Raw genomic sequence first — 26,620 nt, forward strand, 5'->3', positions numbered from 1 at the left:
AACATAAAATCCCATGAGAGCCAATTTTTCATACTCTTTATGGAATGGGTAAAGATTAGACTATAAATTTACCTTAAAGTTCCAATTATCGTATAGAAAAGGAATAGATGTATTTATAGGTTATGTCGAATATTATACCGCACTTTGTCTTAAAGTGCGGTATGTTTGAGATGAATATCAATGATACTATATTTTATAAGAAGGTAGATAACGCAAGTACCCATAAAATACTTAAAACAGGTCCTAAGAAACCAATAACGACACCACCTAAACGGAATTCAGCTTGTTTGATTAAGCCTGTACTGAATGCAATAGCATTTGGTGGCGTTGAAACAGGAAGGAAGAGTGCACAAGAGGCACTTAAACCAATTACGAGTGGTAGGATCATCGGATTAATATCTACGCCACCAACCATAGCTAATAAAGAGACACCCATTGGGATTAAGATCGTTGTTGCTGCTGTATTACTCATGAAGTTAGATAAGATCACTGTAATAAAGCCAAATAAGACTAGGAGCATCATAAAGCTTACTTGAATATGGCTAATTTGTTCAACAAAGTGCGCTGCAATGCGTTGTTCTTCAATTGCTAAACCTAATGCAAGCCCACCCGCAACTAGCATTAAGGTATCCCAAGGTAATTGGCGGATATCTTTTTCGCCTAAAACTCCTGTCATAGTCAGTCCAACAATAGGAATCCCTGAAGCAGCGGCGACAGGAATGCCAATCCATTTAGATGTCAACCAACAGAATAACGTAATAGCAAGAATAACCAAGACAATCGTTTTATGCAGTATTTCGATGCGATTAGAATGGACTTGTGTAGTTTCTTGTAAAAAACTAAAATCGAGACTTTCAGTTTTATCCACTTGGTATTTTTTGACTAATACACGCCAAAAAATGAACAGTAAAACTAAAGCAAGTGGTGTACCTACCATCATCCATTCTAAAAATGAAATAGGATGACCTAATTTTTCAAGCGCACCAACGGCAATAGCATTAGGTGCTGAACCGATAATGGTTCCCATACCTCCAACGGAGGCTGCCGCAGGAATACCTAAGAGCAAGGCTTTAGATAAATTAGAGCTTTTATCTAATCGAGTAAATAAAGGACTAATCGTAGCGATCATCATAGCTGTTGTTGCTGTATTACTCATTAACATCGACATTGTCGCAGTCACTAGCATTAAACCCCATAACACATAAACAGGATTATGACCAAATTTAGGTAATACTGCTTTGAGCAGCAGCAGGTCAAGTTTGGTTTTTTTCATGGCTTCTGCAAGGAAAAAGCCGCCAAGAAAGAGCCAGATGACACTATCAGACCAAGTTTGTAGATATTGAATCGCATCGTAGGCTTCGCTTTTTCCCATAATCAACACTAGGAAGCCAACGATTAAGATACTGACTGAGAAGGGGGGGATTGCTTCAGTGACCCATAGACTAATTGCAAAAAATAGTAAGAACAGCACGTAGTTTTGTACTTTAGTGAAACTTGCATCAGAAAGTAGCATAGTCATGATAGCGGCAAAAATAATAGATAAACAGAAGAAAACAAAATGCCTGTTCTGCGCTATTTTTATTACTTGTAAGCATTGCTTGATGTCCATAGGTGACCTCGTTCATAAGATTGAAAATAAAATTGATTGTAATCAAAAGGCAAGTGTGATTTCCTGATCTTGTTCAAAGAAAGTACTACTTTTTGAGCAGGATTTGAAGATTTTTGCATGAAAACACCAAAAGCAAGACAAATTTAAACTTTTACTCCAATAAGCAAAAGTGTGAGGTCGATAGATAATTGAATATGAGGGAGGGCGAAGGGGGATATTTGTCGTAGCAAGCAAGAAATCCACTACTGAAAAGTTTAAACAAACGAGTATATGCTGCAGCGTGATATAAATATTTTTATCTCTTCCTACATTTGTTATCAACTCTTCCTCGTTTGGGGAGGTGAAATATAATAGATTTTATAGTTTATTGAACTAGCCTGTATTTATTCAATGGAGAGGTGTTAGAAAAGCAAATACTTGAGCGAGTATCACTTTAATCGCTCAAGTATTAAGTAGGTCGTCATTTTATAAAGAATTTACTTGTGAAGAGCAAATAAAATGTACGGATAAGCATAAACCCGATACTTAAGTTTGCGAGACAGAATAGTGCTAGCCCAAGCCCTGAAAAAAGAGGATCTGCTGCTTGTTGGTACATAAATAAACTGACTTTTGCCATAGAGGCGAGACCAAATGAAAATGCCCACATAGCGGGGGTAAAGCCCTGAGCAAAAATCCAAGGCAGTAAGCGAATTAAAAAGAGTAATTGCAATAAACCATAACCGATAAGCATTTTGGCAAAGAAGTCGATTTCACCATTGTTAATGGCTAAATACGCAGAGCAACCAACAAATGCAGGTGCAAGTTGGATACCAATACCAAGACGCAGAGGCTCAGGGATAGGTTGTAAAGTGCGTAAACGTTGTAATACTGCAGGCTCTAACATTAACCAAGAAAAAAAGCCTGCTCCAAAGAAGAGCATGCCGAGTTCATCGTATCCTAACGTACCTAATGCAGTTGCACTGACAAAATTAGTGGCGACAGTTGGTAAATAAATGACAGGTGTCGTGTATTCAGCTTGATGAGTGCCTCGCCACATCCCTGCAATATAATAAGTGGCAAATGAGAGTTGAGTGATAATGCCAATACTGATTAATAGTATCGCTACAGGCATCGAATAAAGCATTAACCCTATTCCAATAAGCGTTGTAGTTATTGGGATTAAGCTAATAAAGCTACCTAAGATAGGATGTTGTAAGTCTACTTTAAAATCAGATAGACTACGTGTCCATTTGTAAAGATAGGCACAAACAAAGCAAAACCAGATTAGAGTCGCTAGGCTAAATACACTTTCACTGATGATTGTTGCAAAAAACCAAGTTGGCACAGCATAACGCCATGCAAGGCTCAATGCAGAAAGTCCAAGAACAATTCCAAAATAGTTAATTGGAATAGGAAAAGAGATTGAAGATTGTGTTGTCATGATTGCGGTACTAAGTGGTATTCTAGATCATTGGCAATGACATGGAATAGTAAGTCAATATTAGGGTGTTTTCCTGTGTTTTGTTTCGCATCTTCTGTATGTTCGGCGAAAAGTGCTAGCCCTTTTTGTGCTGAAATGCGGTTTAATTTCCCATTAAACTCCTTCGCTAATGCATAATAAACACGTAATGAGCCTAATTTTCCAGTCACAGCAGGAATGTAATGGACTTGTGTCGAGCCAGCCATAATCGCGAGTCCTGTTAAATGCTCAATCGTGGGTAAGCGAGTTAAAATTGTGTTGAAATCCATGAGTTATCTCCTTAACTAATTGCTTGTTCACTGTCGACTTCACCATTTTCATCAATAAAGCGAACTTCGGGTTGTAACCAGACAGCAAAACGCTGTGCAACTTTTTGACGTACATGATGGGCTAATTCCACAATATCAGAGCTTGTGGCATTGTGTTTGTTAATTAACACTAAGGCCTGTTGTTGGTGAACGGCTGCACCACCAACTTGATAGCCTTTGAGATCGCATTGATCAATTAACCAGCCAGCAGCAAGCTTAATATAACCATCTGGTTGCGGAAAATGTGGAATAGTTGGATATTCTTGCTGTAAGTTGTCAAAATCTGCTTTTGAAACCACTGGATTTTTAAAGAAACTGCCCGCATTACCAAATTCGGCTGGATCGGGTAGCTTGCTGCGGCGTACTGAACATACTTCGTCAAAAATTTGCTGAGAAGTGACCGCACTTTGATCTAAGTTCGCTAATGAACCATACTTTAAGACGGGTTTCCAATCTTTTGCTAGCTTTAAACCCACAGCAACAATCACATAACCATTAACATAGTCATGTTTGAATATGCTATCACGGTAACCAAACTGGCATTGTTCGTGGCGTAAACGGAATTGTTCACCTTTGCTCAGATCAAGCACATCGACATAATCACAAACATCTTTAAACTCAACTCCATAGGCGCCAATGTTTTGGATTGGTGCAGACCCAACACAACCAGGGATTAACGCTAAGTTTTCTAAACCGTTTATACCCGCTTTTAATGACCATTTTACAAGTTGATGCCAGTTTTCACCGCCATTGACATGTAAATAATGAAATTGGTTATCTTCGCTGTGTTGAATACCGAGTAAGCGATTGAGGAAGACTGTGCCGTTAAAATTGCGTAAAAAGAGAACATTACTGCCCTGTCCTAAAAATAATGTAGGTTGTCCAGCTGCTTGGCATGCTGACCATTGTTGCTGAAGTTGTTCAATGCTTGTAACTTCAACAATCTGTTGAGCATAGACAGGTAATGAAAAAGTGTGAAACTCTTGTAGACTTTGCATAGATTATCCTGTTAGTTTTGAGTTTTGATTTCTACAATATCATTATTCACAACGATTGCTTGCGTATTGGTAATTGGTATTAAATTTAATGTTGCCGAATAAGTGTCAATAATATGTTGTGCTGCTTCTATAAAAGGGAAGTTTGTATAATGTGGTACAGGGTAAAACTTGACTAAGTTTAATGCTTTGTTATCAACTAAATCAGCTGCTGGCTCTCGAGAGTCCATGAGTTCAACATAATTAATATCTGGTGAGACAATCATTGCGCCAGCAGACTCTCCAATATAAAGCTTCCCAGCATTGACCTGTTGAATAATTAATTTATCTGCACCACTTCGTTTTAACTCTTGTAACAAAAAGAAAGTATTTCCCCCACTGACATAGATAAAATCATTGTGATTGAGTTTGTCACTGATTTGTGTAAAAGTTGCTTTTGTAACATCAAGTTCATCTATTTGAGCGCCTTGTTGGATGAAGGCTTGTTTCGCGTTCTCGACGTAAAACGTGATTTTCTCTACATTACTTGCTGTGGTAATGAAAGTAATCGTTTTTCCTCGAATATCACCAATAAAGTGGATAAATAAGTCCATCACATCAGCAAATGATGAGGATAAAAATAACGTTTTCATTTTACATTCCCATTTGGTTTAAAGTAATTTTTACTTCTGTTCCACCTGAAGTGCGGTTAGAAATGTGTAAACTTGCATTTAATTGTGCGGAACGTTCATTCATGATATTCAAGCCATAGTGTCCATCTGGCTCGTCTAAACTTGGAATACCAATCCCATCGTCACGAACAATCAATTCATATTCGCCGTCTTGATTAGTATGTGCAATCACTTCAATTAAGCTGCCTTTTGAATGTTTAATCGCATTTAATATAGATTCTCGCACAATTTGTAATACATGGACGAGCTGTTGTGCATTAAAACTTTGTGAAGGCAAGGAGCAGTGTACTGTCATTTGCATTTCTGTTTGTCCTCGTAGAGAATCCACGACTTGCTCTAATGCTAATTTAAGATTGGCTTCTTGTATAGTCAGACGGAAAGTCGCTAATAGCTCACGAAGTTGTACATAACCATCACGTAATGCTTGCTCAAAATTTGCAATAAGACTCAAGCTTTTGGTTTTTGCATTTTCATCATCTTGTTTTAAGTTATGTTTTAATAAAGTCAGTTGAATTTGTAAAAATGCGAGAACTTGAGCCAAGGAATCATGTAATTCACGCGCGATAATTGAGCGCTCCTCCATTAATAGTAATTGTTGTTGTTGGCGCTGTATTTTATGAAAGTAAAGTGTTCGACTTAAGATTTGAGCAATATTACGCATTGTACGTGGGTCAGGACAAGGTAAACCAGCCTGCCAGTAAAGTACAGCTAATTTTTCATTTTCAATGGTTAATTCTACTTGTTGGCAATCTTGGTTAGCTTGTTTATTGCCAAAGGCTAAGTTCCAATGTTCTGCACCATCAATAATGAGTGAGAGGTAGCGTAAATGCTCACTAATAAAGATATTTTTGAGGACTTGTTGTAATGTGAACTCATCAACATTATTGATGGTTAATTGTTGCGAACTTTCGTATAACATCGTTAAAGAGCGGTTAGTTTGACGGAGTTTTTGCGTTTTTTCATTCACACTTTCCTCTAATGAAGAATACAGTTTTTCTAATTCACTCGACATCTGTGTAAAAGCACGCGCTAAACTCCCTAGCTCATCTTGTTTCTTGGTATTGACCTTAACGTGGTTAAATTGACGCATTTGAACTTGAATACTGGCACGCGTTAGCTGTGTTAAAGGCAATACTACTTCTTTGCGTGCATACCAGACAATATAAGAAACCATGACAATAATTGAGAACATGGACAAAGACATGACTAAGACGGCAATGATCCATTTTTGTTCAGCAAAACGTTGTAATGTAAAAACAAATTGATCTACTTGCGCAACGTAATCTGTGATTTCAGTTTTATAAGCAGCAATATCTCGATGTCTGGCATAGCGCTCCATACTTTCCCAGCGCTTAATTAAATTATGGTAAGAAGACTTAACTGCATTAGGAACGAACCATTGGTGAGCAATTTCTAACAAGGCTTGTGAGTGTAGACTTACTCGATACTGGCGTAGGCTTGCTTCAACGAGTTCAGGGTGTTGCTCCAATTCGTATAATAGACGATAACTCTGCATACGTAGCGAGCCTGATATATTAATTGACTCTGCATCAGACTTATTACTCGCCATAATCATTAGACTTAATGAAGTGATTACACCTGCAAAAATAATCACAATAAATAAGTAATTAGCAAGTTTTGTCGAAACCGAATGTTTGATGTTCACAAGATACCTTTTGATATTGAACTGAGAAACGTAGTTTAGCAAAAAAATGTTTGTTTTTTTACCTGTAAATAAAAATTGATCTAGCACAAGAAAAATGGTGTTTTTTCTTTAAATACTCAATTTGGGTAGTATGAATCTCGACCCCTCTCTCCATAATGACAAGTCTAGAAAAAGCTAAATGAAAGGAATGTGTAATGACCGTTGAAAACTTACCTCGTCGCCATTTTTTACGTGGGCAGTTTTTAACTTCACTCCAATCAGAACAAGTAAAACAACAGGGTTTTCAAGGGATCCGTTTACCTTGGTCTGTAGAAAATACACGTTTTATCCGAGATTGTACGCGATGTGATGCCTGTATTGATGTTTGCGAAACGAAAATTCTAATAAAAGGTGATGGTGGTTTTCCTGAAGTGCAATTTAGCCGAGGAGAATGCACGTTTTGCCAAAAATGTATAGAAGCTTGTTCGCAGCCTATTTTTAGGTCCACAAATGAGCCAGCATGGTCACATAAAATTGAGATTAGTGCGAACTGTTTGACGCAAAAATCTGTTGAATGTCGAAGCTGTGAAGATAGTTGTGAAATGCGTGCAATTCGTTTTAAACGACAGTTAGGTGGTGTTTCACAGCCAATCCTTGAGCTTGAAAGTTGTAATGGTTGTGGCGCATGTATTAAAGGTTGTCCTGTGTCAGCAATCAGCGTGTTATTTACGGTAAATGAATTGGAAAGAATAAATGACTGAACAAATTACAATGGAAAATGCAGTAGATTGGCATGTATGTGGCTTAATTGTACAAGGTAAGCCAAACAAAATTGATGCAATTCAGACCGCACTTTTAGCGATGCCACATACTGAAATTCCCGTGTTTGATGCAGAAAAGGGGAAACTTGTTGTTGTCATGCAATCACACGATAAACATGTATTACATGAGCAAATGGAAGCGACAAGAGATATTGATGGCGTCATTGATGTATCGCTGGTTTACCATCAACAAGATGAAAATTAATAAAACATAGAACGATTCAATATAGTGGGGGAAACGCTATGAATATGACTTTAAGTCGTCGTGACTTTATGAAAACAAATGCTGCAGTTGCTGCGGCAACAGTAGCAGGATTGGCTATTCCAGTCAAAAATGTAGAGGCGGCTACTGATAAAACCATCAAATGGGACAAGGCACCTTGTCGTTTTTGTGGAACAGGGTGTAGTGTTTTAGTCGGAACACAAAATGGTCGTGTTGTTGCTTCACAAGGTGACCCAGATGCAGAAGTGAACCGTGGTTTAAACTGTATTAAAGGCTATTTTTTACCGAAAATCATGTATGGTAAAGACCGCTTAACTTCACCAATGTTGCGTATGAAAAATGGTAAGTTTGATAAAAATGGGGAGTTTACGCCTGTTTCTTGGGATCAAGCATTTACCATCATGGCAGAAAAATTCAAAAAAGCGCTGAAAGAAAAAGGTCCTAATGGTGCAGGGATGTTTACTTCTGGTCAATCAACCATTTTTGAAGGAATTGCCAAATCAAAATTATTCAAAGCGGGCTTACGTTCAAACAATATTGACCCCAATGCACGTCACTGTATGGCATCAGCGGCAGTTGCGTTTATGCGTACTTTTGGTATGGATGAGCCAATGGGTTGTTATGATGATATTGAAAAAGCAGATGCCTTTGTACTTTGGGGTTCTAATATGGCGGAAATGCACCCAATTTTGTGGTCACGTATTTCTGATCGTCGTTTATCTCACCCTCATGTAAAAGTTGCTGTCCTTTCTACTTTTGAGCATCGTTCATTTGAATTAGCTGACTTAGGCATAATTTTCACACCACAGGCAGATCTCGCCATTATGAATTACATTGCGAATTATTTAATTGAACATAACGCAATTGATCATGACTTTATTCAGAAACATACGAAGTTTAAACGTGGTGAAACAGATATCGGTTATGGCTTAAGAGAAACGCACCCATTGGAGCAAGCTGCGAAAAATGTCAAAACTGCTGGCAAAATGCACGACAGTGATTTTGAAGAATATAAAAAACTCGTTGCTCCATACACGCTTGAAAAAACACACGAAATTTCTGGTGTAGCAAAAGATCAGCTTGAAGCATTAGCGAAAATGTATGCTGATCCAAATTTAAATATTGTTTCATTCTGGACAATGGGTTTTAACCAACATACTCGTGGTGTATGGGCTAACCACTTGATTTATAACATTCATTTATTGACTGGTAAGATTTCAAAACCAGGTTGTGGTCCATTCTCATTGACAGGCCAACCATCAGCTTGTGGTACGGCACGTGAGGTGGGTACATTTGCACACCGCTTACCAGCAGATTTAGTGGTGACTAATCCAAAACATGTTGAAAAAGCAGAGAAGCTTTGGAAATTGCCAAAAGGTGTGATTCAAACACAAGTAGGTTACCATGCTGTTGCACAAGACCGAGCCTTAAAAGATAAGAAAATGAATGTGTTATGGCAAATGTGTACCAATAACATGCAAGGCGGTCCAAATATTAATCAGGAGCGTTTTCCGGGTTGGCGTGATGAAGAAAACTTCATTATCGTTTCAGATCCTTATCCAACAGTTTCTGCATTAGCCGCCGACTTGATTTTACCAACTGCAATGTGGGTAGAAAAAGAAGGTGCTTATGGTAATGCTGAGCGTCGTACACAATTTTGGTATCAACAAGTGAAAGCGCCAGGTGAGTCTAAATCTGATGTATGGCAATTAGTTGAGTTTTCTAAATATTTTACTACTGATGAAATGTGGCCTGCAGAAGTCTTGGCTGCGAATCCTGAATATAAAGGCAAAACTCTTTATGAAGTGTTATTCCGCAATGGTCAAGTAGACAAATTCCAAGTCCCAACAGATAAACCGGGTTATTTAAACGATGAAGCAGAACATTTCGGTTTCTATTTACAGAAAGGGCTATTTGAAGAATATGCTGTATTTGGTCGTGGTCATGGCCATGATTTAGCGGACTTCGAGGTATATCACAAAGCACGTGGTTTACGTTGGCCAGTGGTTGATGGTAAAGAAACTTTATGGCGTTATCGTGAAGGTTATGATCCATATGTGAAAGAAGGCGAAGGTGTTGCATTCTATGGCTACCCAGATAAACGCGCGATCATCTTATCTGTACCTTATGAGCCACCAGCAGAAGCACCAGATGCAGAATATGACTTATGGTTAAGTACAGGGCGTGTATTAGAACATTGGCATACTGGCACAATGACACGTCGCGTACCAGAATTACACCGTTCATTCCCAAATAACTTAGTTTGGATGCACCCATTAGATGCGAAAGCACGTGGTTTACGCCATGGAGACAAGGTGAAAGTAAGTTCACGCCGTGGTGAAATTATTTCTCACCTAGATACACGTGGACGTAACAAAGTGCCACAAGGCTTAGTTTATACCACTTTCTTTGATGCTGGTCAGCTAGCAAACTATTTAACCTTAGATGCGACTGATCCTATTTCAAAAGAAACTGACTTCAAAAAATGTGCAGTAAAAGTGGAAAAAGCGTAATTCGTTAAATTTAATGAGGAATGACCGCACTTATTATCTAAATAGTAAGTGCGGTTGGAAAACTAAATGAAAAAACCTGTTGTGAGTCCCGAACGTCGTCGATTTTTTAAAGAAGCTACCCGCACAGCCTGTGGGTTAGCTGGTGTTGGCTTGCTATTAGGATTGCAACAAAAACAAAGTTTAGCACGAGAAGGTGTAGCATTACGTCCACCCTTTGCTATTGCCGATGAGCAGGCCTTTTCAGCAGCCTGTATCCGCTGTGGGCAATGTGTCCAAGCTTGTCCTTACGATATGTTACATTTGGCGTCCTTGTTATCGCCGATGGAAGCAGGCACGCCTTATTTTATTGCTCGTGATAAACCTTGTGAAATGTGTGAAGACATTCCTTGTGCTAAAGCTTGTCCAACAGGTGCATTAGATAATCAAGCGACAGATATTAATGAAGCACGTATGGGCTTATCAGTCCTACTCGATCAGGAAACTTGTTTGAACTGGCAAGGGTTACGTTGTGATGTGTGTTATCGCGTTTGTCCTTTGATTGGCAAAGCGATTACGCTTGAAATGCAACATAATGATCGTTCTGATAAACATGCAAAATTTATCCCAACTGTCCATTCAAGTGCTTGTACAGGTTGTGGTAAATGTGAGGAAGCTTGTGTGCTTGAAATTGCTGCAATCAAAGTGTTACCAATGGATTTAGCAAAAGGTATGTTAGGGCAACATTATCGTTTAGGTTGGGAAGAGAAAGAAAAAGCAGGTCATTCACTTGCGCCAGAAGGCATTATTACTCTACCAACTCGTTTACCAGAGAGTTTGTAATGGCAAATTCACCAAAATATACAGGCAAAGAAGCGCGAGAAAAATTAGGCTGGTGGTATGCGAATCGTTTTTTATTTTGGCGACGTTTAACCCAGCTGAGTATCTTAGCAATGTTTTTAAGCGGACCTTATTTAGGTGTATGGATTTTAAAGGGTAATTATAGTAGTAGCCTTTTTTTAGATCTTATCCCAATGTCTGATCCTTTAATTATGGCAGAAAGTCTTGCTACGGGATTTCTACCAACGATGACTGCCCTGTTAGGTGTTGTCATTGTTATCGCTAGTTATGCATTGCTTGGTAGTAGAGTATTTTGTGCTTGGGTTTGCCCATTAAATGTTGTGACCGATGTGGCAGCTTGGCTAAGACGTAAACTAGGGATTCGTCAATCGGCGAAAATACCTCGTGGGTTACGCTACGGTATTTTGTTAATGATTCTTATCGGTAGTGCAGTCAGTGGCTTATTACTCTGGGAATGGTTAAATCCAGTTGCTGCTCTAGGGCGAGCATTAATTTATGGTTTTGGCGCGACAGCTTGGCTTGTTTTAGCGGTTTTTTTATTTGATTTATTCATTGTTGAACACGGGTGGTGTGGGCATTTATGCCCAATTGGTGCAGCCTATGGTGTCATTGGCGCAAAAGGAATATTACGCATTAAAGTAGAGCATCGTAGTCAATGTGATAACTGCATGGATTGCTATAACGTTTGCCCTGAACCACAAGTGTTACGTGCACCTTTACATGGAAAAAATAATGAAAGTCCATTAGTGCTTTCAAAAGATTGTATCAGTTGTGGACGTTGTATCGACGTTTGCCCTGAGAAAGTATTTATCTTTACAACTCGATTTAATAATTCAATTAGTCATTCGGGGGAGTGATCAAAATGAGAAAAAGTATCTTAATTTTAACCGCACTTTTTGCTTTCGCTGCACAGGCTGAAGAGGCGAAAGTTGGACATGGTATACAAGATTCACCAGAATATGTTGAGCCTGCGTTTCACAGTGCACCTAAAGAAAGTGGTTTATCGCCATTGAACTATGTGAATCAGCCACCAATGGTGCCACATGCGACAAAAAATTATCAAGTCACTAAAAATATTAACCAATGCTTAACTTGCCATAGTCCAGAAGCTTCTCGTGTGACTGGCGCAACGCGTATTAGCCCAACCCATTTTATGGATCGGGATGGGAATATTATTGGAGGCACATCTCCACGTCGTTACTTCTGTCTACAATGCCATGTCTCTCAATCTGATGTGGAACCTATTGTTCAAAATGAATTTAAACCAATGGCTGGCTTCGGCAAATAAGTTAAGGATTGAATTATGTTGAACTTAATTAAACGCTTTTGGAAATGGTTCCGCACACCAAGTCGTATTGCGGTAGGGACCTTGATTACACTTGCTTTTATTGCAGGGATCGTTTCATGGGTAGGTTTCAACTATGGTATGGAACAAACTAATACGGAAGAGTTTTGTGTGAGTTGCCATAGCAATGATGTCTATCCTGAATATCTACATACTGCCCATTATCAAAATCGTAGTGGTGTGAAAGCAACTTGTCCAGATTGCCATGTACCACATGAATTTATCCCTAAAATGATTCGTAAATTACAAGCAAGCCGTGAAGTTTACGCCCATGTGATGGGATATACCGATACGATTGATAAATTCAATTCTCGTCGCTTACACATGGCTGAACGTGAATGGGCAAGATTAAAAGCCAATGATTCACAAGAATGCCGTAACTGTCATAATTTTGAGAATATGGATTTTAGCCAACAAAAAACAGTGGCGGAGAAAATGCACACTTTGGCAGTACAGGAAGGTAAAACCTGTATTGATTGCCATAAAGGTATTGCACACCAATTACCTGATATGAGTGGTGTTGAGTCTGGTTTTAGTGTAGAACAAAAATAATTATTTCCCCTCACTTATTGCTCTCAGATTAATCTGCATCTCTTTGGAGTTGCAGATTTTTTTATTTTTCGATCTTATTCACAAATTCAGAACATCAAAAGTGAATAGATACAGACCGCACTTTACATTCTTTTCTTTTTGTTAAGAGTGAAAATAGATGGATCAGATGATTAATTTGTTATTACGGCTGAACCAGATTCCACGACTAGGGGCTGCACGTATTCAACATTTGTTAACCCAAGTCAGCATGGATGATTTATTACAATATGATACTGTCGCATTAAAACAATTAGGCTGGACAGAACAACAAATTAGGCGTTGGCAACAACCAGAAATGAAATACATTGAACCAGCGTTGTGTTGGGCAGAACAAGTTGGGAATCAGATAATACATTATTGGCAAGCCGAATACCCTTATTTATTACAGCAAATTGATAGTGCACCGCCATTACTATTTATTCAAGGGGATCTTTCTGTGCTCTCTCGACCTCAAATGGCGATAGTGGGCAGCCGATATTGCTCTCACTATGGTGAATATTGGTCAAAATATTTTGCTACAGAGTTAAGCTTAGCAAATTTTATTGTGACTAGTGGATTAGCATTAGGTATTGATGGATTTTGCCATCAAGCCGTAGTGGATATACAGGGAAAAACAATTGCAGTCTTGGGCAGTGGTTTAGAGTATCTCTATCCTTACAAACATCGACATTTAGCCACGAGTATTGTGGAGTATGGTGGGGCTTTAGTATCAGAATTTTTACCCAGTCAACCACCACTTGCAGAGAATTTTCCACGCCGTAATCGTATCATTAGCGGTTTATCTTTAGGTACGTTAGTTATTGAGGCAAATGAGCGCAGTGGTTCATTAATTACAGCGCGTTATGCATTGGAACAAAATCGTGATGTTTTTGCTTTACCAAGCAATATTCAAAATGAATGTAGTCGAGGTTGCCATCAATTGATTAAACAAGGTGCATTTTTAGTGGAAAATGTACAGGATATGTTAGACAATCTTTCACTATGCCACGTTGAAAGTTGCACTATCGCGCCGACACACTCAGTTCTTTGTCAGCCAACTGAAACATTAATGACACATGTTTATCAATCGAATGTGAAACAAACAGAGGTTTCCACTGAGCCTGCCTATCCAGATCTTTTCGCACAGATTAGCTATAGCCCGATTGGAATTGATGAGCTAGCACAAAAACTGGACTTATCCGTAGAGAGTTTATTGATCCAATTATTAGAATTAGAGCTGCAGGCGTTAATTGTTACTGAAAACGGATTGTATCGGCGAGCTTAAATATGATTAAAATATACCGCACTTTAGTTGGAATAAAGTGCGGTTCTTTTTTATAGCACAGCGCGTTAGCTGTGTCGATTCTTGAGGATGGTACTAAGAGTCTGCTGGATGTCCGTTTTGAAAAAGATCTGGTATATTTTTACTGTTGTATCAAATAGACTCAAAGTAAATAGATAGTTTGGCATGGGGCGCCTAAAACAAAAACTCCGTTAATTCATATCACATAGCCTTATGTGGTAAGCAAAATAAAGTAGCGTATCCTTAGTTTGAACTTATGAGTATGATAAGAAGTAAGTAATATAAAATATGATGTAAGATGGGCTAATAGATTGAAATGTAATCAGATTTTCTTTATTATTTTTTCTATATTTATCTAAAAATTAGCAATATAAACGAGCACACAAAAATCGTTATGACAGATAAACAATTTGCATTTTTACAGCGTTTTTTATTTCTTTTTTATCGCCATAAGAAATGGATTTTTATTCATTGGGGGATATTTGGTTTTCTTGGATTGTTTTTGTTATTAATTGAAGCAAACCTTATTATCTTTAATGATGCAGGAATAAAATATGCATCTTATTATGATTTGACTGTTGAGATTAAAGACAATCGTGTTTATGGTAAGTTAAATCAATATATTGAAGTAAAGCACAGAAATAATCATTGCTATACTGCACATTGTGGTTTCCCGAATGAGGGGCATTATACCTTATCTGAGTTGCAATTTATAACAGTGAATGGTGAAGATTTTATTAAGAAAATGTGCGTGAAAAATTCAGCTTGTTACCAAAATTTATTTGATGAACATATTGAGGCATATGTTAAAAAGCAACGTCATTATTTGATAGATGAATATGGGAGAATATTTTGGTTGCTTGTTTTGACGAGTTTTCTTTCTTTTCCTTTTATGCCTTATCAACTCGAGCATGCTAAGCAACGTTATCGTAAAATGCAAGAGGATGTAGAATTTATTCAAGTCAAAATTGAAGAAACGACGATTGAGTTATAAGTACTATTAATAATAAACAAAATTTTGCTAAAAATAGACCGCACTTTTCGTCTAAAAATAAGGCACTGGAATCAGTGCCTTAATAAGTTAATTGAATGCAGATTTAGTAGAGACTAAATGCTTGTAAATAAGGTAGTTTTCCTCTTTGTAGCATTTTTTCAATATTACCTTTGTGATCATCGCTACCTAAACCACGTAGCTCGATATTAATCCCGATACTTTTATCATACACAATTTCATTTTCAGCCTGATATTGACGGCTAGTGACATTACGTCTCGCCCCCACATTAATTGCCCAACAACAAGTACTGTATTCTACCCCTAAATATTGTTCAACAGGCTTTTTCAACGCTAAATCCTGGTAATGACGTGCGACAACAGCCCAATTATCTGTTAATTCCCATGCAATAGTTAAGCCAAGTTGCTTAATATCCTGACCATAACGGTTTGCATCAGCAGTTAAGTTTTGGTCAATATATTCTTGACTTGCATAACGGTAAGTTAATTGAATGATGTTATTGCTCATCGGGTTATATTCGAGAGTAAAGTTACCTAATGCAGATTTATCTAAACGAGTGTCATATTGATAACTACCTTGCCAGCGCCATTGGTCATTAATTTTCCAGTTAGACTCTAATGACCAAGAAGAGGAACGTCCATAACTACTATTATCAGGGTTAGAATCAATACGTGAATCACGTAAATAATAAATTTGACCCGCAGATAAGTTAAAACGTTCTTCGCCTGTTTTATCATAAAAACGTGTTGTACCGCCTAGCGTGAATTGATTTGCTGAAGCAATGCGATCTAACCCACTATAACGACGATCACGGAATAATGCGAAGTAGTCTTGTTGTAATAGCGATGAATCATAACCAAAACCTAAATAGGCATTGTTACGCTTTGAGCCGATATGACTTTGATCTTTGTATGGACGATATAAATATTGAATATGTGGTTCAAGTGTTTGAGTATAGCCCTTAATAAAGGTTTTATTACTTGCTAGTACAGTTTGTAAATCGACTTTAATTTGTGGTAAGACACGATTTACTGTACCTTGTACTTGCTCCGCATACTCGCCTCTTCCTTTACGCTGTTTATAATGTGTAGCGTAGAGCTTAGTTTCAATATTTAAACTACCATAACGATTTGAAAGTGGCAGATTTAAGCTTGGCTCAAGATGAAAACGCCATGCCGTTGGCATGAGAGCACTGTCATTATCGAAGCGAACGGCTTGTGAAAATAATTTAAAGTCGAATAAACCATGCACTAAATTATTTTTATAATAATTGAAATCTACTTGAGGTAATGCGCGATAAGGTCCAATCTCGACCTCATCAAAAATTTGGAATTGTCTTGCAGAAATCGCCAAATTGTAATTAGGCTGATAGTAAGCAATGCGTAAATTTTGATTTGCATAACCATCTGTACTGGAACCATAAGCAGAATCAAAATCAGAGAAATAACGTTTATCGCTTACATGCGTGTAATCTAAATTGAGTCGCCAATTTTGTAAGAAACTGGAATGATGTGTCCAATAGAATAAATGGCGTGAGCGATTATCGCTTTTATAATCCGTTAAGCGGTCTTTCTTTAAATACTCGCCTGCGATTTTACCTTCTCCAATTGGGCTTAAATAACGAAACTCACCATTAAGTTGCCAACCACGATGCGACATATATTTAGGTGTGAAAGTAGCATCAAGATTAGTCGCAATGTTCCAGTAAATTGGTTGAGCATAAAAATAGCCATCACGACTAGAAGTGCCAAAATTTGGCATTAGCAAACCAGAACGACGGCGATCGCCAATAGGAAGTTGTAAATAAGGCGTGTAGAAAATTGGTACGCCATGCACTTTCAAACGTGCGTGCCACATTTCTGCATATTCTTCTTGAATATATTGGCGCATTTCTTTTGCTTCAATTGACCAAGAATTATCTCCTGTCAAACAAGAGGTGAATACGCCATTTTTCATTAATCGGTAATTGTCACGTAGTTCAATTTCTTCTGCGTGCCCACGCCCTTGTCGGTCAACTAATTGATATTTAGCTTGTTTAATATTGGTGTCTTTATTATTTAAATTGACTTGTGCATCTTGTCCCGCAAGCTGAATTTGATTATCTTCATAATCAAATCCACCACTTATATGTACAAGGCGTTGCGTTTGGCTTGTTAATTGGCGTTGGGTGATTTCTGCACGATGTGCCTTTAATTGGCGGTTACCTTGTTGGATATCGACATTACCTTCATAAGTTGCACGCGATGATTGGATTAATTGAGCTTGATCTGCTTCAATATATACGGGTAACTCATTTGGATTTCCGTTGACCAACTCTCCTTTAAAATGAGGTACGCCTGCTAGACATTGTGCTTTTAAATCAGCCATACTTGATGTGCTATAAAGTGCACTCAAGATTGCAACAGAAAGTAAGGTATAAGAATTCTTTTTCATTGGATAACCGTATTTAAGTCAAAACTGACTTGATTATACTGGAAAATCAAGCAAAGGCATATTATTTGCACCAACAATCATTTTGGTGATCGTTGACTAGTCCCATCGATTGCATAAAGGCATAACAGGTAGTTTCGCCGACAAATACAAAGCCTCTTTTTTTTAGTGCCTTAGACATGGCACGTGATACAGCGGTTTTTGTCGGTACAGAGGCTAAATTGGGTACATTATTCGCTTGCGGTTGGTGATTGACGAAAGACCAAATAAACTGACTGAAATTTTCACCATTCTTTTCCATTGCTAAATACGCTTTTGCATTTTTGACAATTGCTTCTAATTTGGCTCTATGTCGAATTAACCCTGCATTTTGCATTAGCTTATCAATATCTAAAGTTGTCATTTGCGCGATCTTATTTGGGTCAAAATGATGGAAGGCATAGCGATAATTTTCACGCTTTTTGAGTACGGTGATCCAAGATAGCCCAGCTTGTTGACCCTCTAAGCAGATTTTTTCAAATAATTTTAAGCTATCATATTCAGGTTTTCCCCACTCGTTATCATGATAATCGATATAAATAGGTGAGTTATCTACCCAGCCACAACGTTTGCGCATACTGCCCTCCTAATGAAAAATACGGTTGATTTTTAAACATTTTAATACAAGCCTCTAGCTATTGAAATGTGAATGAAAAGATCATGCCATTTTTGTATTGATATGCTATTGTATGTAAGTTCGTAATTGATGAATTGTAATAATCTAAGTAGAGGAAAATTATGACTACACAACTTGACTCTCTCCGTAACATGACAGTTGTTGTTGCTGATACTGGTGACATTGAGGCGATTAAAAAATACCAACCAGAAGATGCGACAACAAACCCTTCTTTAATTTTAAGTGCGTCAGCACTACCACAATATGCCTCGTTAATTGATGATGCGATTGCCTATGCGAAAGCAAAAAGTGATTGCTCAAAACAGCAATTAATCGATGCTGAAGATAAATTAGCGGTAAACATCGGTTTAGAAATTTTAAAAATCGTCCCAGGACGTATCTCAACAGAGGTAGATGCACGCCTTTCTTATGATACTGAAGCGACGATTGAAAAGGCGAAAAAATTAATCGCACTTTACAACGAAGCAGGGATTGGTAATGAGCGTATTTTGATTAAAATCGCTTCAACATGGCAAGGTATTCGTGCAGCGGAGGTGTTGGAAAAACAAGGGATTAACTGTAATTTAACGCTGTTATTCTCAGAGGCGCAGGCACGAGCTTGTGCTGAAGCAGGTGTTTATTTAATTTCGCCATTTGTGGGTCGTATTTTAGACTGGTATAAAGCCAATAGTGATAAGAAAGAGTATGCACCAGCGGAAGACCCAGGTGTAATTTCGGTGACGAAAATCTACAACTACTACAAGCAACATGGTTATAGCACGATTGTGATGGGTGCGAGTTTCCGTAATGTAGGTGAGATTACCGAATTAGCGGGTTGTGACCGTTTAACGATTGCGCCAGCGCTGTTAAAAGAATTACAAGAAAACACGAGTACTCTTGAGCGTAAATTAAGTTATACGGGAGAAGTGAAGGCGAAGCCAGAGCCATTAACAGAAGCGGAATTTTATTGGCAGCATAATAGTGATGCCATGGCGGTGGAAAAACTGGCGGAAGGTATTCGTAAGTTTGCAGCTGACCAAGAAAAATTAGAAGCGATGTTATTAGCTAAATTTTAATTTAGGATTAGAGTATAAATATAAAAAGTGCGGTCAGTTTTGACCGCATTTTTTTACCTGTTCAATTAAAGTTTAACCTGATGTGTGTTATTCGCTATGTGCTAATGCTTATCTTATTGTAATTCTTGTATTTTTTATTACGAGAATTCGTATTATAGAAATACAATATTTCACATTCCTAAAGAGGTGTAATAAGTCATGCAATATGAAAAACAATGTATTGATAATGGACAAATTGTCATTGGAATCGAATTAGGTTCAACTCGAGTAAAAGCGGTCATTATTGATGTACATGGTGTGATTTTAGCAAGTGGTGATGCAGATTGGGCAAGCCATTTCATTGATGGAAATTGGACTTATCATCAAACTGAAATTTGGCGAACACTACAACAAGCCTATCGCAATTTACAAATAAATGTGAAAGAAAAATATGCGACGTTGATTAAGCATGCCAAAGCCATTGGGGTGAGTGCGATGATGCATGGCTATTTACCATTTGATAAGCATGGTAACCAGCTTGTCTCTTTTAGAACTTGGCGCAATAATACAACAGCAGTAGCGGCACAACGCTTGACTGAGCGATTCAATTACCCTATTCCACAACGTTGGAGTATTGCACATCTCTATCAATCGATTTTAAATCAAGAAAGCCATATTCAGCATATTGATTATTTGACGACATTATCAGGCTATATTCATTGGCAATTAACGGGCGAAAAAGTGTTAGGTATTGGCGATGCATCAGGTATGTTTCCAATAGATACTAGTACGCTTAATTATGATGCAGAAATGATAGCCATTTTTGACCAGCAGATTGCCGAAAAACACTTGCCATGGCAACTCGATAACATTCTTCCTAAGGTATTAGTGGCAGGTCAAAATGCGGGCAGATTAACGCCACAAGGCGCGTTATTGCTGGATCCAACAGGAAATTTAGTTTCGGATATTCCGTTTTGTCCACCTGAGGGCGATGCTGGCACTGGGATGATTGCAACGAATTGCATTAAAGCAAAAACAGGGAATATTTCTGCTGGTACATCAGTATTTGCTATGGTGGTGTTAGAAAAATCATTATCAAGAGTATATTCTGATATCGATCTTGTAACCACGCCAGCAGGGAAATTAGTAGCGATGGCACATGCTAATAATTGTACCTCAGATATTAATGCTTGGGTGAATTTAATTGGCGAAGCATTACAGGCTTTTGGTGTGAAAACAGATACACAGACACTCTACCAAAAATTATTTTTAGCGGCTTTACAAGGTGACGAAGATTGCGGAGGACTACTTTCATATGGTTTTTACTCAGGTGAACATAGTCTTGGGCTTTCTGAAGGCTGTCCGATTTTTCTACATCCAGCAAATGCGCACTTTAATTTAGCGAATTTCATGCGCGTGCATTTATATAGTGCATTCGGTGCCATGAAATTAGGAATGGATATTTTACGTGAAAAAGAACACGTCAATATTGAACACATGCTTGCTCATGGCGGAATGTTTAAAACAGAACATGTTGTGTCACAGATTTTGGCTTCAGCATTAAATATTCCTCTAGTCACAATGAATACTGCGTCGAATGGTGGGGCGTGGGGGATTGCATTGTTAGCTAACTTTTTACATAAATCTCAACACAAATCGTTAGAAGCTTATTTAGAACAAGAAATCTTTAATCAAGCCGACCTCACATTAGTTGAACCTGAACCGAGTGTTGTTGAAGGATATCGGGTGTTTATGCAACGCTACCAAAAAGGGCTTCCGATTGTAAAAACAGCACTTGATACAGGAGTAGTTAAATAATATCACTACTTATATTGGTATTATCAGAATTCTAGCGGTGAATAGTTTATTTTTGATAAACGATGCTATCCTCTTGTTGATTTTCAATGATCTGCTTTTCTTTGAGTAACTTCACGATTTCATTAATTTTGGCAGTATTACCGCGAAGATTTAATTTAGATGCAATTTCATTTTTTAAGCTAGATAATTTCTGTGGTCTTTTTAGTTTTTCTCTTTTCAATAAAAAACTCTCATATTTGGTATAGAGACTTGATAGATTAGTGATTTGATAATTAATTTTTTTATCTTTAATCACAATAAGCTGCTTATTTGATAGATTTTCTATAATTTGAGGAATAAGTGTTTTGACCGTCGTTTGGGGGAGTGTTTTCACATTTGTTTGTGAATAGATATGGTTAGTCAGTTTTTCAACTGTTGTTGGAAGGTGTCGAATATCAGTTTTTGACATAAATTGCTGATATTCATTGGTGTATTTTTCTATATCTTGAGTGGAAAGCACAAATTCATTTTTTGCTGTCGTAGATTGAGTTTGCTCATTGTTCATCGGTGTGATAGAAATTAACTGACACTTTCTGGCGTATTTTTGGTTTTGAATATAATCACAAATACCTTGATATCCTTTGTCTTTAGAAATGACATCAAAGCTAATTTGTTTATCTGCCTCTTGATCTGCTTTACCTAAAAAATAAGCAAGATGAAAATCGAGATTGTTCTTAGAAACATTTTTTATCGTAATAAGATGAATATTGAGTTGATCATTAAATTTTTCCGATAAACTGATATATTGTTGTTGAGCACCAAGAAATAAATAGATTTTTTCATATTCACCTAACTTAATATTATCTAATGAATGAATATTTTCATAATCAATAAAGGCATATTTCATTTTGATTGTCCTCATATAGTGAAAGTATTTTTAATACTCTCATTAAAATATAAATCTTATTTATTGTAATTATTTTTTATTTTGGAAGATACTAATATATATAACGTTTAATAAATAGGGTATTATTTTAAGTTAAATTATATAAAGGCTATTTTATGGTGTTTTATGACTTTCAAGATTATCTAAATACTTTCAATGTATTCAGAGAAATAAACTCACCTTTCAAATAATCCTTCACCGATTCAATCACTAATGGGCTACGTTCACATTGTCCCGCTTGTTGGATATAGTGATAAAACTCTTCTAAGCTTAGCCATAGGCCACGTGTAATGTCAGGATCTTGCGGTTGGATAGGGTACCAATCGTCAAGTTCTACGACAAATGTGAAACGAAGAAAGTCAGTTTTACTGCGTGGGGCACTCCATTGATAGATTTTGATTAAACCTTGCATGTCTGCATGAATTCCTGTTTCTTCAAATAATTCACGTTTTGCTGCTTCAAGGAGAGTTTCATCAGTTTCTAAATGCCCAGCAGGTTGGTTTAAAGTTAGATTGCCATGTTCAAATTCTTCTACAAATAAAAACTTGCCTTTGCAATGGACAACACAAGCAAGTGTGATATGAGGTCTATGCATTTTTTATCCTAATTTTTTTAACTGTAATTGTTGATAAAGTGCGGTCAGTTCTTGTTCAGAAATAACACGATACTCACCCTGAGCTAAATGTGTTAAATCAAATAATGCCATATGATAACGAATTAGACGTAAAGTAGGGAAACCAATATGCGCTGTCATTCGGCGTACTTGCCTATTACGTCCCTCACAAATTTTGATCTCCAACCAGCTAGTTGGACTATTTTTACGCTCACGAATGGGAGGATGGCGTGCCCATAACCAATCTGGCTGCGAAACTAACCGCACTTTCGCAGGTAGGGTTTGTCCATCTTTGAGTGTTACGCCTTGGCGTAATTGGTTTAAATCAGTTTCTTGTGGGATACCTTCAACTTGCACCCAATAGGTTTTTTCTGTGTTGAATTGAGGCTCAGCTAGGCGATGTTGGATTTGCCCATTATTAGTCAATAAGACTAAGCCCTCACTGTCGCGATCTAGTCGCCCTACGGGATAAATGTGTGGGATAGGAATAAAGTCTTTTAAGGTCTTACGCCCATTTTCATCGTTAAATTGTGTCAGTACGTCATAAGGTTTGTTAAATAAGACGACTTGTGTTTCTGCAAAACTAATTTGCTTTTTTTTATATTGGGCGTGAGGCGTTTTATATACTTGGGCATTTTTTCTCATATGTGTGTGAGAAGAAGATATGGCTTTGTATTTAGATGTTGGCTTTTTCGTTGTAAATTTTGTTTGCATAGAGAAAATATATTTAAGTTGAAAATGGGATCTAGATCGAAAAATGAAGAAATTTTTTAACAATTTTTTAATAAGTACTTGCGAACTTTATTCAGTTCCAATAGCTTTGTATAGATAATCTCGTTCGATCGAGTCTTTATACTATCATAGGCAACAGAATAAGGAAGAAATGATATGCAATCAAAAGTCGTTATCCCACAAGGTGAGAAAATTCAACTTGATGAAAAAGGTGCATTAATTGTGCCAAACAATCCAATTATTCCATTTATTGAAGGTGATGGGATTGGTGTTGATGTGACACCTGCGATGCGAACGGTCATTGATGCTGCAGTGGAAAAAGCCTATGGTGGCGATCGTAAAATTGCCTGGATGGAAATTTATGCGGGCGGCAAAGCGAATGAGGTATATGGTGAAAATACGTGGTTACCTGATGAAACAATGGCATTTATTCGTGATTATCATGTAGCAATTAAAGGGCCATTAATGACCCCAGTCGGTGGGGGGATCCGCTCATTGAATGTTGCAATGCGTCAAGGGTTAGATTTATATAATTGTTTACGTCCAATTCGTTATTATGAAGGGACACCAAGTCCTGTAAAACACCCAGAATTAGTTGATATGGTAATTTTCCGTGAAAACTCAGAAGATATTTATGCAGGGGTCGAATGGGTGGCTGGTTCACCTGAGGCAAATAAAGTGATCGAATTTTTACAAAAAGAAATGGGTGTGAAGAAAATTCGTTTTACGGAAGACTGCGGTATTGGAATCAAACCTGTTTCTAAACAAGGTACCCAACGTTTAGTGCGTGCTGCATTGCAATATGTTATCGATAATGACCGCAAATCGCTTACCCTTGTGCACAAAGGTAACATTATGAAATTTACCGAAGGGGCATTTAAGGAGTGGGGTTATGAAGTTGCGAAAGAGTTTGGTGCTGAATTGTTGGATGGTGGTCCTTGGATGAAATTAAAAAATCCAAAAACAGGTAACGAAATTATTATTAAAGACAGTATCGCAGATGCGTTTTTGCAAGAGATTTTGTTGCACCCAACAGACTATGATGTTATTGCTACGCTAAATTTAAATGGCGATTATATTTCTGACGCTTTAGCTGCACAGGTCGGCGGAATTGGTATATCTCCAGGTGCTAATATTGGTGCAGAAGCAGCGATTTTTGAGGCGACTCATGGTACTGCGCCGAAAATTGCAGGACAGGATAAAGGTAACCCTGGCTCATTGATTTTAAGTGGTGAAATGATGTTACGTCATCTAGGTTGGGTTGAGGCGGCTGATTTGGTCGTTAAAGCCGTATCAAAAACTATTGCGGATAAAACAGTAACATTTGATTTTGCTGAAATGTTAGAAGGGGCGAAATTACGCTCGACTTCTGAGTTTGCACAAGATATTGTGGCGAATATGTAATCTGACTTTCGTTAAAGATAAACCCCATTATTCGATCGAATTATGGGGTTTTATTCTGTGTGTTTGTTAAAATTTAGCGTAATTTATAGGAGAAAGTGCGGTATTTTTTCTTATTTCGCGGTAAACTATTTACTTTGTTATTAACTGCCTGAGAATCTATGCGTTTATTTATATTTTTATTAGTCGCTGTGTTATTACTATTCCAATATGATTTTTGGTTTGGTAAAAATGGCTATTTGGATTACAAACAAACTGCACAGCAAATAACTCAGCATAAACAAGAGAACGAAAAACTTTCACAGCGTAATCAGGTGATTGCCGCAGAAATCAAAGATCTCAAACAAGGTGTGGAGGCAATTGAAGAGCGTGCAAGATTTCAGCATGATATGGTGAAATCAGATGAAATTTTTTATCACATTGTGAAAGAGCACAAATAATGAATCAAGTTATCCCAAGAAGAGTTGTTGCTGTAGTGCCTGCTGCAGGTATTGGCAGTCGTATGCAAGCTGCTAAACCTAAACAATATCTTGAAATTCAAGGTAAAACTATTTTAGAGCATACTCTTTCTGTTTTATTAACTTATCCACAGATTGAGCGGGTTTTTTTAGCGGTTGCGCCTCATGATCCTTATATTGCTCACCTCTCTTTTTTAAATCACCCTAAAATAGAAGTAATAGAAGGTGGGGAAAATCGAGCAGACTCAGTACTAAATGGATTATATGCAGTATCACATCAACAACAAAATACAGTAGGCGTTTGGGTGATGGTGCATGATGCTGCTCGTCCTTGTTTAACGCATCAGGATTTAGATAAGTTAATGCAAATTGATGATGAAAATGGTGCTATTTTAGCGATTCCTGCAACGGATACCATTAAACGAGCATTACCAAATCAACAAATTAAGCAGACAGAGGATCGCAGTGAATTGTGGTTAGCACAAACACCACAGTTTTTTCCATTAGATAGCTTAAAGCAAGCATTGGAACAGGCATTTGCACGAGGTATGCAGGTGACGGATGAGGCTTCTGCAATGGAATTTGCTGGATTTCGACCGTACTTAGTCGCTGGGCGTAGTGATAACATTAAAGTTACTCGACCAGAGGATTTCGCTTTAGCAGAGTTTTATTTAACCAGAAAATCACAGTAAGAGAAAATAACATGAATATTCGAATTGGTCATGGTTTTGATGTTCACGCCTTTGGTGGAGAAGGTCCCATTATGATTGGTGGAGTAGCAGTACCTTATGAACGAGGGTTATTAGCACATTCTGATGGTGATGTAGCCTTGCATGCGTTAACTGATGCGTTACTCGGTGCTGTTGCTTTGGGTGATATTGGTAAATTATTCCCTGATACGGATATGCAATATAAAGGGGCGGATAGTCGAGGCTTATTGCGAGAGGCTTATCGTCAAGTACAAGAAAAAGGTTATCAAGTTAGCAATGTTGATGTCACTATTATTGCGCAAGCACCTAAAATGCGTCCATATATCGATGCGATGCGCGCAGTGATCGCACAAGACTTGGCTTGTGATATTGAACAAGTGAATGTGAAAGCAACAACAAGTGAAAAATTAGGCTTTACTGGGCGTGGTGAAGGGATTGCTTGTGAAGCGGTAGCTTTAGTAAGCAAAGCCTAGTTTTTAAATCAGAAAACAACATATTATGTTGTTTAATT

Annotated in this window: 26 protein-coding genes; 15 read left to right on the top strand and 11 right to left on the bottom strand. The window is 37.7% G+C overall.

Features of this window, described 5'->3' with window-relative positions; translation table 11 throughout:
• Positions 1 to 193: 193 nt before the first annotated feature.
• The 6 genes from DYE19_RS09455 to narQ form a co-directional block, all read right to left on the bottom strand.
• The gene (locus tag DYE19_RS09455) at positions 194 to 1,519 is read right to left on the bottom strand and encodes an SLC13 family permease (protein ID WP_408581988.1); all 1,326 of its coding nucleotides are present in this window, start codon (positions 1,517 to 1,519) and stop codon (positions 194 to 196) included.
• Between the two features lie 550 nt (positions 1,520 to 2,069).
• The gene (gene tehA / locus DYE19_RS09460; RefSeq protein ID WP_115323366.1) at positions 2,070 to 3,029 is read right to left on the bottom strand and encodes a dicarboxylate transporter/tellurite-resistance protein TehA; all 960 of its coding nucleotides are present in this window, start codon (positions 3,027 to 3,029) and stop codon (positions 2,070 to 2,072) included.
• Positions 3,026 to 3,337, bottom strand: a complete 312-nt coding sequence (locus tag DYE19_RS09465; RefSeq protein ID WP_049215757.1) for a DUF2322 family protein — start codon at positions 3,335 to 3,337, stop codon at positions 3,026 to 3,028. The genes tehA and DYE19_RS09465 overlap by 4 nt, the downstream gene beginning before the upstream one ends.
• 11 nt (positions 3,338 to 3,348) lie before the next feature.
• Positions 3,349 to 4,374 (bottom strand): UDP-N-acetylmuramate dehydrogenase, encoded by a 1,026-nt coding sequence (gene murB / locus DYE19_RS09470; protein ID WP_115323367.1) that lies wholly within the window; start codon positions 4,372 to 4,374, stop codon positions 3,349 to 3,351.
• A gap of 11 nt (positions 4,375 to 4,385) precedes the next feature.
• The gene (locus DYE19_RS09475) at positions 4,386 to 5,003 is read right to left on the bottom strand and encodes a Type 1 glutamine amidotransferase-like domain-containing protein (protein ID WP_115323368.1); all 618 of its coding nucleotides are present in this window, start codon (positions 5,001 to 5,003) and stop codon (positions 4,386 to 4,388) included.
• Between the two features lies 1 nt (position 5,004).
• Positions 5,005 to 6,708, bottom strand: a complete 1,704-nt coding sequence (narQ, locus tag DYE19_RS09480) for a nitrate/nitrite two-component system sensor histidine kinase NarQ (protein WP_115323369.1) — start codon at positions 6,706 to 6,708, stop codon at positions 5,005 to 5,007.
• Positions 6,709 to 6,902: 194 nt separating this feature from the next.
• Between narQ and napF the strand changes: the two genes are divergently transcribed.
• The 9 genes from napF to DYE19_RS09525 all read left to right on the top strand — a co-directional run bounded on the left by napF (position 6,903) and on the right by DYE19_RS09525 (position 15,293).
• Complete coding sequence (napF, locus tag DYE19_RS09485; RefSeq protein ID WP_115323370.1) at positions 6,903 to 7,448, top strand: ferredoxin-type protein NapF; 546 nt, start codon at positions 6,903 to 6,905, stop codon at positions 7,446 to 7,448.
• The gene (locus DYE19_RS09490) at positions 7,441 to 7,713 is read left to right on the top strand and encodes a chaperone NapD (protein WP_049215748.1); all 273 of its coding nucleotides are present in this window, start codon (positions 7,441 to 7,443) and stop codon (positions 7,711 to 7,713) included. The genes napF and DYE19_RS09490 overlap by 8 nt, the downstream gene beginning before the upstream one ends.
• Positions 7,714 to 7,757: 44 nt before the next feature.
• Positions 7,758 to 10,244: a nitrate reductase catalytic subunit NapA gene (gene napA, locus DYE19_RS09495; RefSeq protein ID WP_115323607.1), complete on the top strand. Its 2,487-nt coding sequence runs from the start codon at positions 7,758 to 7,760 to the stop codon at positions 10,242 to 10,244.
• Between the two features lie 66 nt (positions 10,245 to 10,310).
• A complete protein-coding gene (gene napG, locus DYE19_RS09500) occupies positions 10,311 to 11,063 on the top strand; it encodes a ferredoxin-type protein NapG (protein WP_049215746.1) in 753 nt (250 codons plus the stop codon).
• Entirely contained in the window at positions 11,063 to 11,938 is an 876-nt protein-coding gene (gene napH, locus DYE19_RS09505; RefSeq protein WP_049215744.1) for a quinol dehydrogenase ferredoxin subunit NapH, read from the top strand. Before napG ends, napH begins: the two co-directional genes overlap by 1 nt.
• Positions 11,939 to 11,943: 5 nt before the next feature.
• Entirely contained in the window at positions 11,944 to 12,369 is a 426-nt protein-coding gene (locus DYE19_RS09510) for a nitrate reductase cytochrome c-type subunit (RefSeq protein ID WP_049215742.1), read from the top strand.
• A gap of 15 nt (positions 12,370 to 12,384) precedes the next feature.
• Positions 12,385 to 12,978: a cytochrome c3 family protein gene (locus DYE19_RS09515; protein WP_115323371.1), complete on the top strand. Its 594-nt coding sequence runs from the start codon at positions 12,385 to 12,387 to the stop codon at positions 12,976 to 12,978.
• 157 nt (positions 12,979 to 13,135) lie between these two features.
• On the top strand, positions 13,136 to 14,281 hold the full coding sequence (dprA, locus tag DYE19_RS09520; protein ID WP_115323372.1) for a DNA-processing protein DprA: 1,146 nt from the start codon (positions 13,136 to 13,138) through the stop codon (positions 14,279 to 14,281).
• Positions 14,282 to 14,693: 412 nt separating this feature from the next.
• Positions 14,694 to 15,293 (top strand): hypothetical protein, encoded by a 600-nt coding sequence (locus DYE19_RS09525; protein ID WP_049215737.1) that lies wholly within the window; start codon positions 14,694 to 14,696, stop codon positions 15,291 to 15,293.
• A gap of 103 nt (positions 15,294 to 15,396) precedes the next feature.
• Here the strand turns inward: DYE19_RS09525 and lptD are convergent, their stop codons facing one another.
• Positions 15,397 to 17,745: an LPS assembly protein LptD gene (gene lptD / locus DYE19_RS09530; RefSeq protein WP_115323373.1), complete on the bottom strand. Its 2,349-nt coding sequence runs from the start codon at positions 17,743 to 17,745 to the stop codon at positions 15,397 to 15,399.
• Between the two features lie 61 nt (positions 17,746 to 17,806).
• The gene (locus tag DYE19_RS09535; RefSeq protein ID WP_049215734.1) at positions 17,807 to 18,358 is read right to left on the bottom strand and encodes a DNA-3-methyladenine glycosylase I; all 552 of its coding nucleotides are present in this window, start codon (positions 18,356 to 18,358) and stop codon (positions 17,807 to 17,809) included.
• A 161-nt stretch (positions 18,359 to 18,519) separates the two neighbouring features.
• On the opposite strand from DYE19_RS09535, the gene tal reads away from it, so the two are divergent.
• The gene (gene tal / locus DYE19_RS09540; protein ID WP_049215362.1) at positions 18,520 to 19,473 is read left to right on the top strand and encodes a transaldolase; all 954 of its coding nucleotides are present in this window, start codon (positions 18,520 to 18,522) and stop codon (positions 19,471 to 19,473) included.
• A 198-nt stretch (positions 19,474 to 19,671) separates the two neighbouring features.
• Positions 19,672 to 21,270, top strand: coding sequence for a xylulokinase (locus tag DYE19_RS09545; RefSeq protein ID WP_115323374.1), 1,599 nt, complete (start codon positions 19,672 to 19,674; stop codon positions 21,268 to 21,270).
• A 46-nt stretch (positions 21,271 to 21,316) separates the two neighbouring features.
• Here DYE19_RS09545 and DYE19_RS09550 read toward each other — a convergent pair whose 3' ends face one another.
• The 3 genes from DYE19_RS09550 to DYE19_RS09560 all read right to left on the bottom strand — a co-directional run bounded on the left by DYE19_RS09550 (position 21,317) and on the right by DYE19_RS09560 (position 23,522).
• The gene (locus DYE19_RS09550; RefSeq protein ID WP_115323375.1) at positions 21,317 to 22,156 is read right to left on the bottom strand and encodes a PIN domain-containing protein; all 840 of its coding nucleotides are present in this window, start codon (positions 22,154 to 22,156) and stop codon (positions 21,317 to 21,319) included.
• A 178-nt stretch (positions 22,157 to 22,334) separates the two neighbouring features.
• On the bottom strand, positions 22,335 to 22,790 hold the full coding sequence (locus DYE19_RS09555) for an NUDIX hydrolase (RefSeq protein WP_115323376.1): 456 nt from the start codon (positions 22,788 to 22,790) through the stop codon (positions 22,335 to 22,337).
• Positions 22,791 to 22,793: 3 nt separating this feature from the next.
• The gene (locus DYE19_RS09560; protein ID WP_115323377.1) at positions 22,794 to 23,522 is read right to left on the bottom strand and encodes an rRNA large subunit pseudouridine synthase E; all 729 of its coding nucleotides are present in this window, start codon (positions 23,520 to 23,522) and stop codon (positions 22,794 to 22,796) included.
• A 174-nt stretch (positions 23,523 to 23,696) separates the two neighbouring features.
• On the opposite strand from DYE19_RS09560, the gene icd reads away from it, so the two are divergent.
• The 4 genes from icd (at position 23,697) to ispF (ending at position 26,582) form a co-directional block, all read left to right on the top strand.
• The gene (gene icd / locus DYE19_RS09565) at positions 23,697 to 24,944 is read left to right on the top strand and encodes an NADP-dependent isocitrate dehydrogenase (protein WP_115323378.1); all 1,248 of its coding nucleotides are present in this window, start codon (positions 23,697 to 23,699) and stop codon (positions 24,942 to 24,944) included.
• A gap of 158 nt (positions 24,945 to 25,102) precedes the next feature.
• The gene (ftsB, locus tag DYE19_RS09570) at positions 25,103 to 25,381 is read left to right on the top strand and encodes a cell division protein FtsB (RefSeq protein ID WP_049215314.1); all 279 of its coding nucleotides are present in this window, start codon (positions 25,103 to 25,105) and stop codon (positions 25,379 to 25,381) included.
• Positions 25,381 to 26,091, top strand: coding sequence for a 2-C-methyl-D-erythritol 4-phosphate cytidylyltransferase (gene ispD, locus DYE19_RS09575; protein ID WP_115323379.1), 711 nt, complete (start codon positions 25,381 to 25,383; stop codon positions 26,089 to 26,091). Before ftsB ends, ispD begins: the two co-directional genes overlap by 1 nt.
• Before the next feature lie 11 nt (positions 26,092 to 26,102).
• Positions 26,103 to 26,582, top strand: a complete 480-nt coding sequence (ispF, locus tag DYE19_RS09580) for a 2-C-methyl-D-erythritol 2,4-cyclodiphosphate synthase (protein WP_049215319.1) — start codon at positions 26,103 to 26,105, stop codon at positions 26,580 to 26,582.
• Positions 26,583 to 26,620 lie beyond the last annotated feature (38 nt).

The organism is Pasteurella canis, from assembly GCF_900454865.1.
GTDB lineage: Bacteria > Pseudomonadota > Gammaproteobacteria > Enterobacterales > Pasteurellaceae > Pasteurella > Pasteurella canis.

Excerpts from the sequence above, each read along its gene's own strand:
- DYE19_RS09455 (WP_408581988.1), bottom strand. The coding sequence starts at position 1,519 with ATGACTATGCTACTTTCTGATGCAAGTTTCACTAAAGTACAAAACTAC.
- tehA (WP_115323366.1), bottom strand. The coding sequence starts at position 3,029 with ATGACAACACAATCTTCAATCTCTTTTCCTATTCCAATTAACTATTTT.
- DYE19_RS09465 (WP_049215757.1), bottom strand. The coding sequence starts at position 3,337 with ATGGATTTCAACACAATTTTAACTCGCTTACCCACGATTGAGCATTTA.
- murB (WP_115323367.1), bottom strand. The coding sequence starts at position 4,374 with ATGCAAAGTCTACAAGAGTTTCACACTTTTTCATTACCTGTCTATGCT.
- DYE19_RS09475 (WP_115323368.1), bottom strand. The coding sequence starts at position 5,003 with ATGAAAACGTTATTTTTATCCTCATCATTTGCTGATGTGATGGACTTA.
- napF (WP_115323370.1), top strand. The coding sequence starts at position 6,903 with ATGACCGTTGAAAACTTACCTCGTCGCCATTTTTTACGTGGGCAGTTT.
- DYE19_RS09490 (WP_049215748.1), top strand. The coding sequence starts at position 7,441 with ATGACTGAACAAATTACAATGGAAAATGCAGTAGATTGGCATGTATGT.
- napA (WP_115323607.1), top strand. The coding sequence starts at position 7,758 with ATGACTTTAAGTCGTCGTGACTTTATGAAAACAAATGCTGCAGTTGCT.
- napG (WP_049215746.1), top strand. The coding sequence starts at position 10,311 with ATGAAAAAACCTGTTGTGAGTCCCGAACGTCGTCGATTTTTTAAAGAA.
- napH (WP_049215744.1), top strand. The coding sequence starts at position 11,063 with ATGGCAAATTCACCAAAATATACAGGCAAAGAAGCGCGAGAAAAATTA.
- DYE19_RS09510 (WP_049215742.1), top strand. The coding sequence starts at position 11,944 with ATGAGAAAAAGTATCTTAATTTTAACCGCACTTTTTGCTTTCGCTGCA.
- DYE19_RS09515 (WP_115323371.1), top strand. The coding sequence starts at position 12,385 with ATGTTGAACTTAATTAAACGCTTTTGGAAATGGTTCCGCACACCAAGT.
- dprA (WP_115323372.1), top strand. The coding sequence starts at position 13,136 with ATGGATCAGATGATTAATTTGTTATTACGGCTGAACCAGATTCCACGA.
- DYE19_RS09525 (WP_049215737.1), top strand. The coding sequence starts at position 14,694 with ATGACAGATAAACAATTTGCATTTTTACAGCGTTTTTTATTTCTTTTT.
- lptD (WP_115323373.1), bottom strand. The coding sequence starts at position 17,745 with ATGAAAAAGAATTCTTATACCTTACTTTCTGTTGCAATCTTGAGTGCA.
- DYE19_RS09535 (WP_049215734.1), bottom strand. The coding sequence starts at position 18,358 with ATGCGCAAACGTTGTGGCTGGGTAGATAACTCACCTATTTATATCGAT.
- tal (WP_049215362.1), top strand. The coding sequence starts at position 18,520 with ATGACTACACAACTTGACTCTCTCCGTAACATGACAGTTGTTGTTGCT.
- DYE19_RS09545 (WP_115323374.1), top strand. The coding sequence starts at position 19,672 with ATGCAATATGAAAAACAATGTATTGATAATGGACAAATTGTCATTGGA.
- DYE19_RS09550 (WP_115323375.1), bottom strand. The coding sequence starts at position 22,156 with ATGAAATATGCCTTTATTGATTATGAAAATATTCATTCATTAGATAAT.
- DYE19_RS09555 (WP_115323376.1), bottom strand. The coding sequence starts at position 22,790 with ATGCATAGACCTCATATCACACTTGCTTGTGTTGTCCATTGCAAAGGC.
- DYE19_RS09560 (WP_115323377.1), bottom strand. The coding sequence starts at position 23,522 with ATGCAAACAAAATTTACAACGAAAAAGCCAACATCTAAATACAAAGCC.
- icd (WP_115323378.1), top strand. The coding sequence starts at position 23,697 with ATGCAATCAAAAGTCGTTATCCCACAAGGTGAGAAAATTCAACTTGAT.
- ftsB (WP_049215314.1), top strand. The coding sequence starts at position 25,103 with ATGCGTTTATTTATATTTTTATTAGTCGCTGTGTTATTACTATTCCAA.
- ispD (WP_115323379.1), top strand. The coding sequence starts at position 25,381 with ATGAATCAAGTTATCCCAAGAAGAGTTGTTGCTGTAGTGCCTGCTGCA.
- ispF (WP_049215319.1), top strand. The coding sequence starts at position 26,103 with ATGAATATTCGAATTGGTCATGGTTTTGATGTTCACGCCTTTGGTGGA.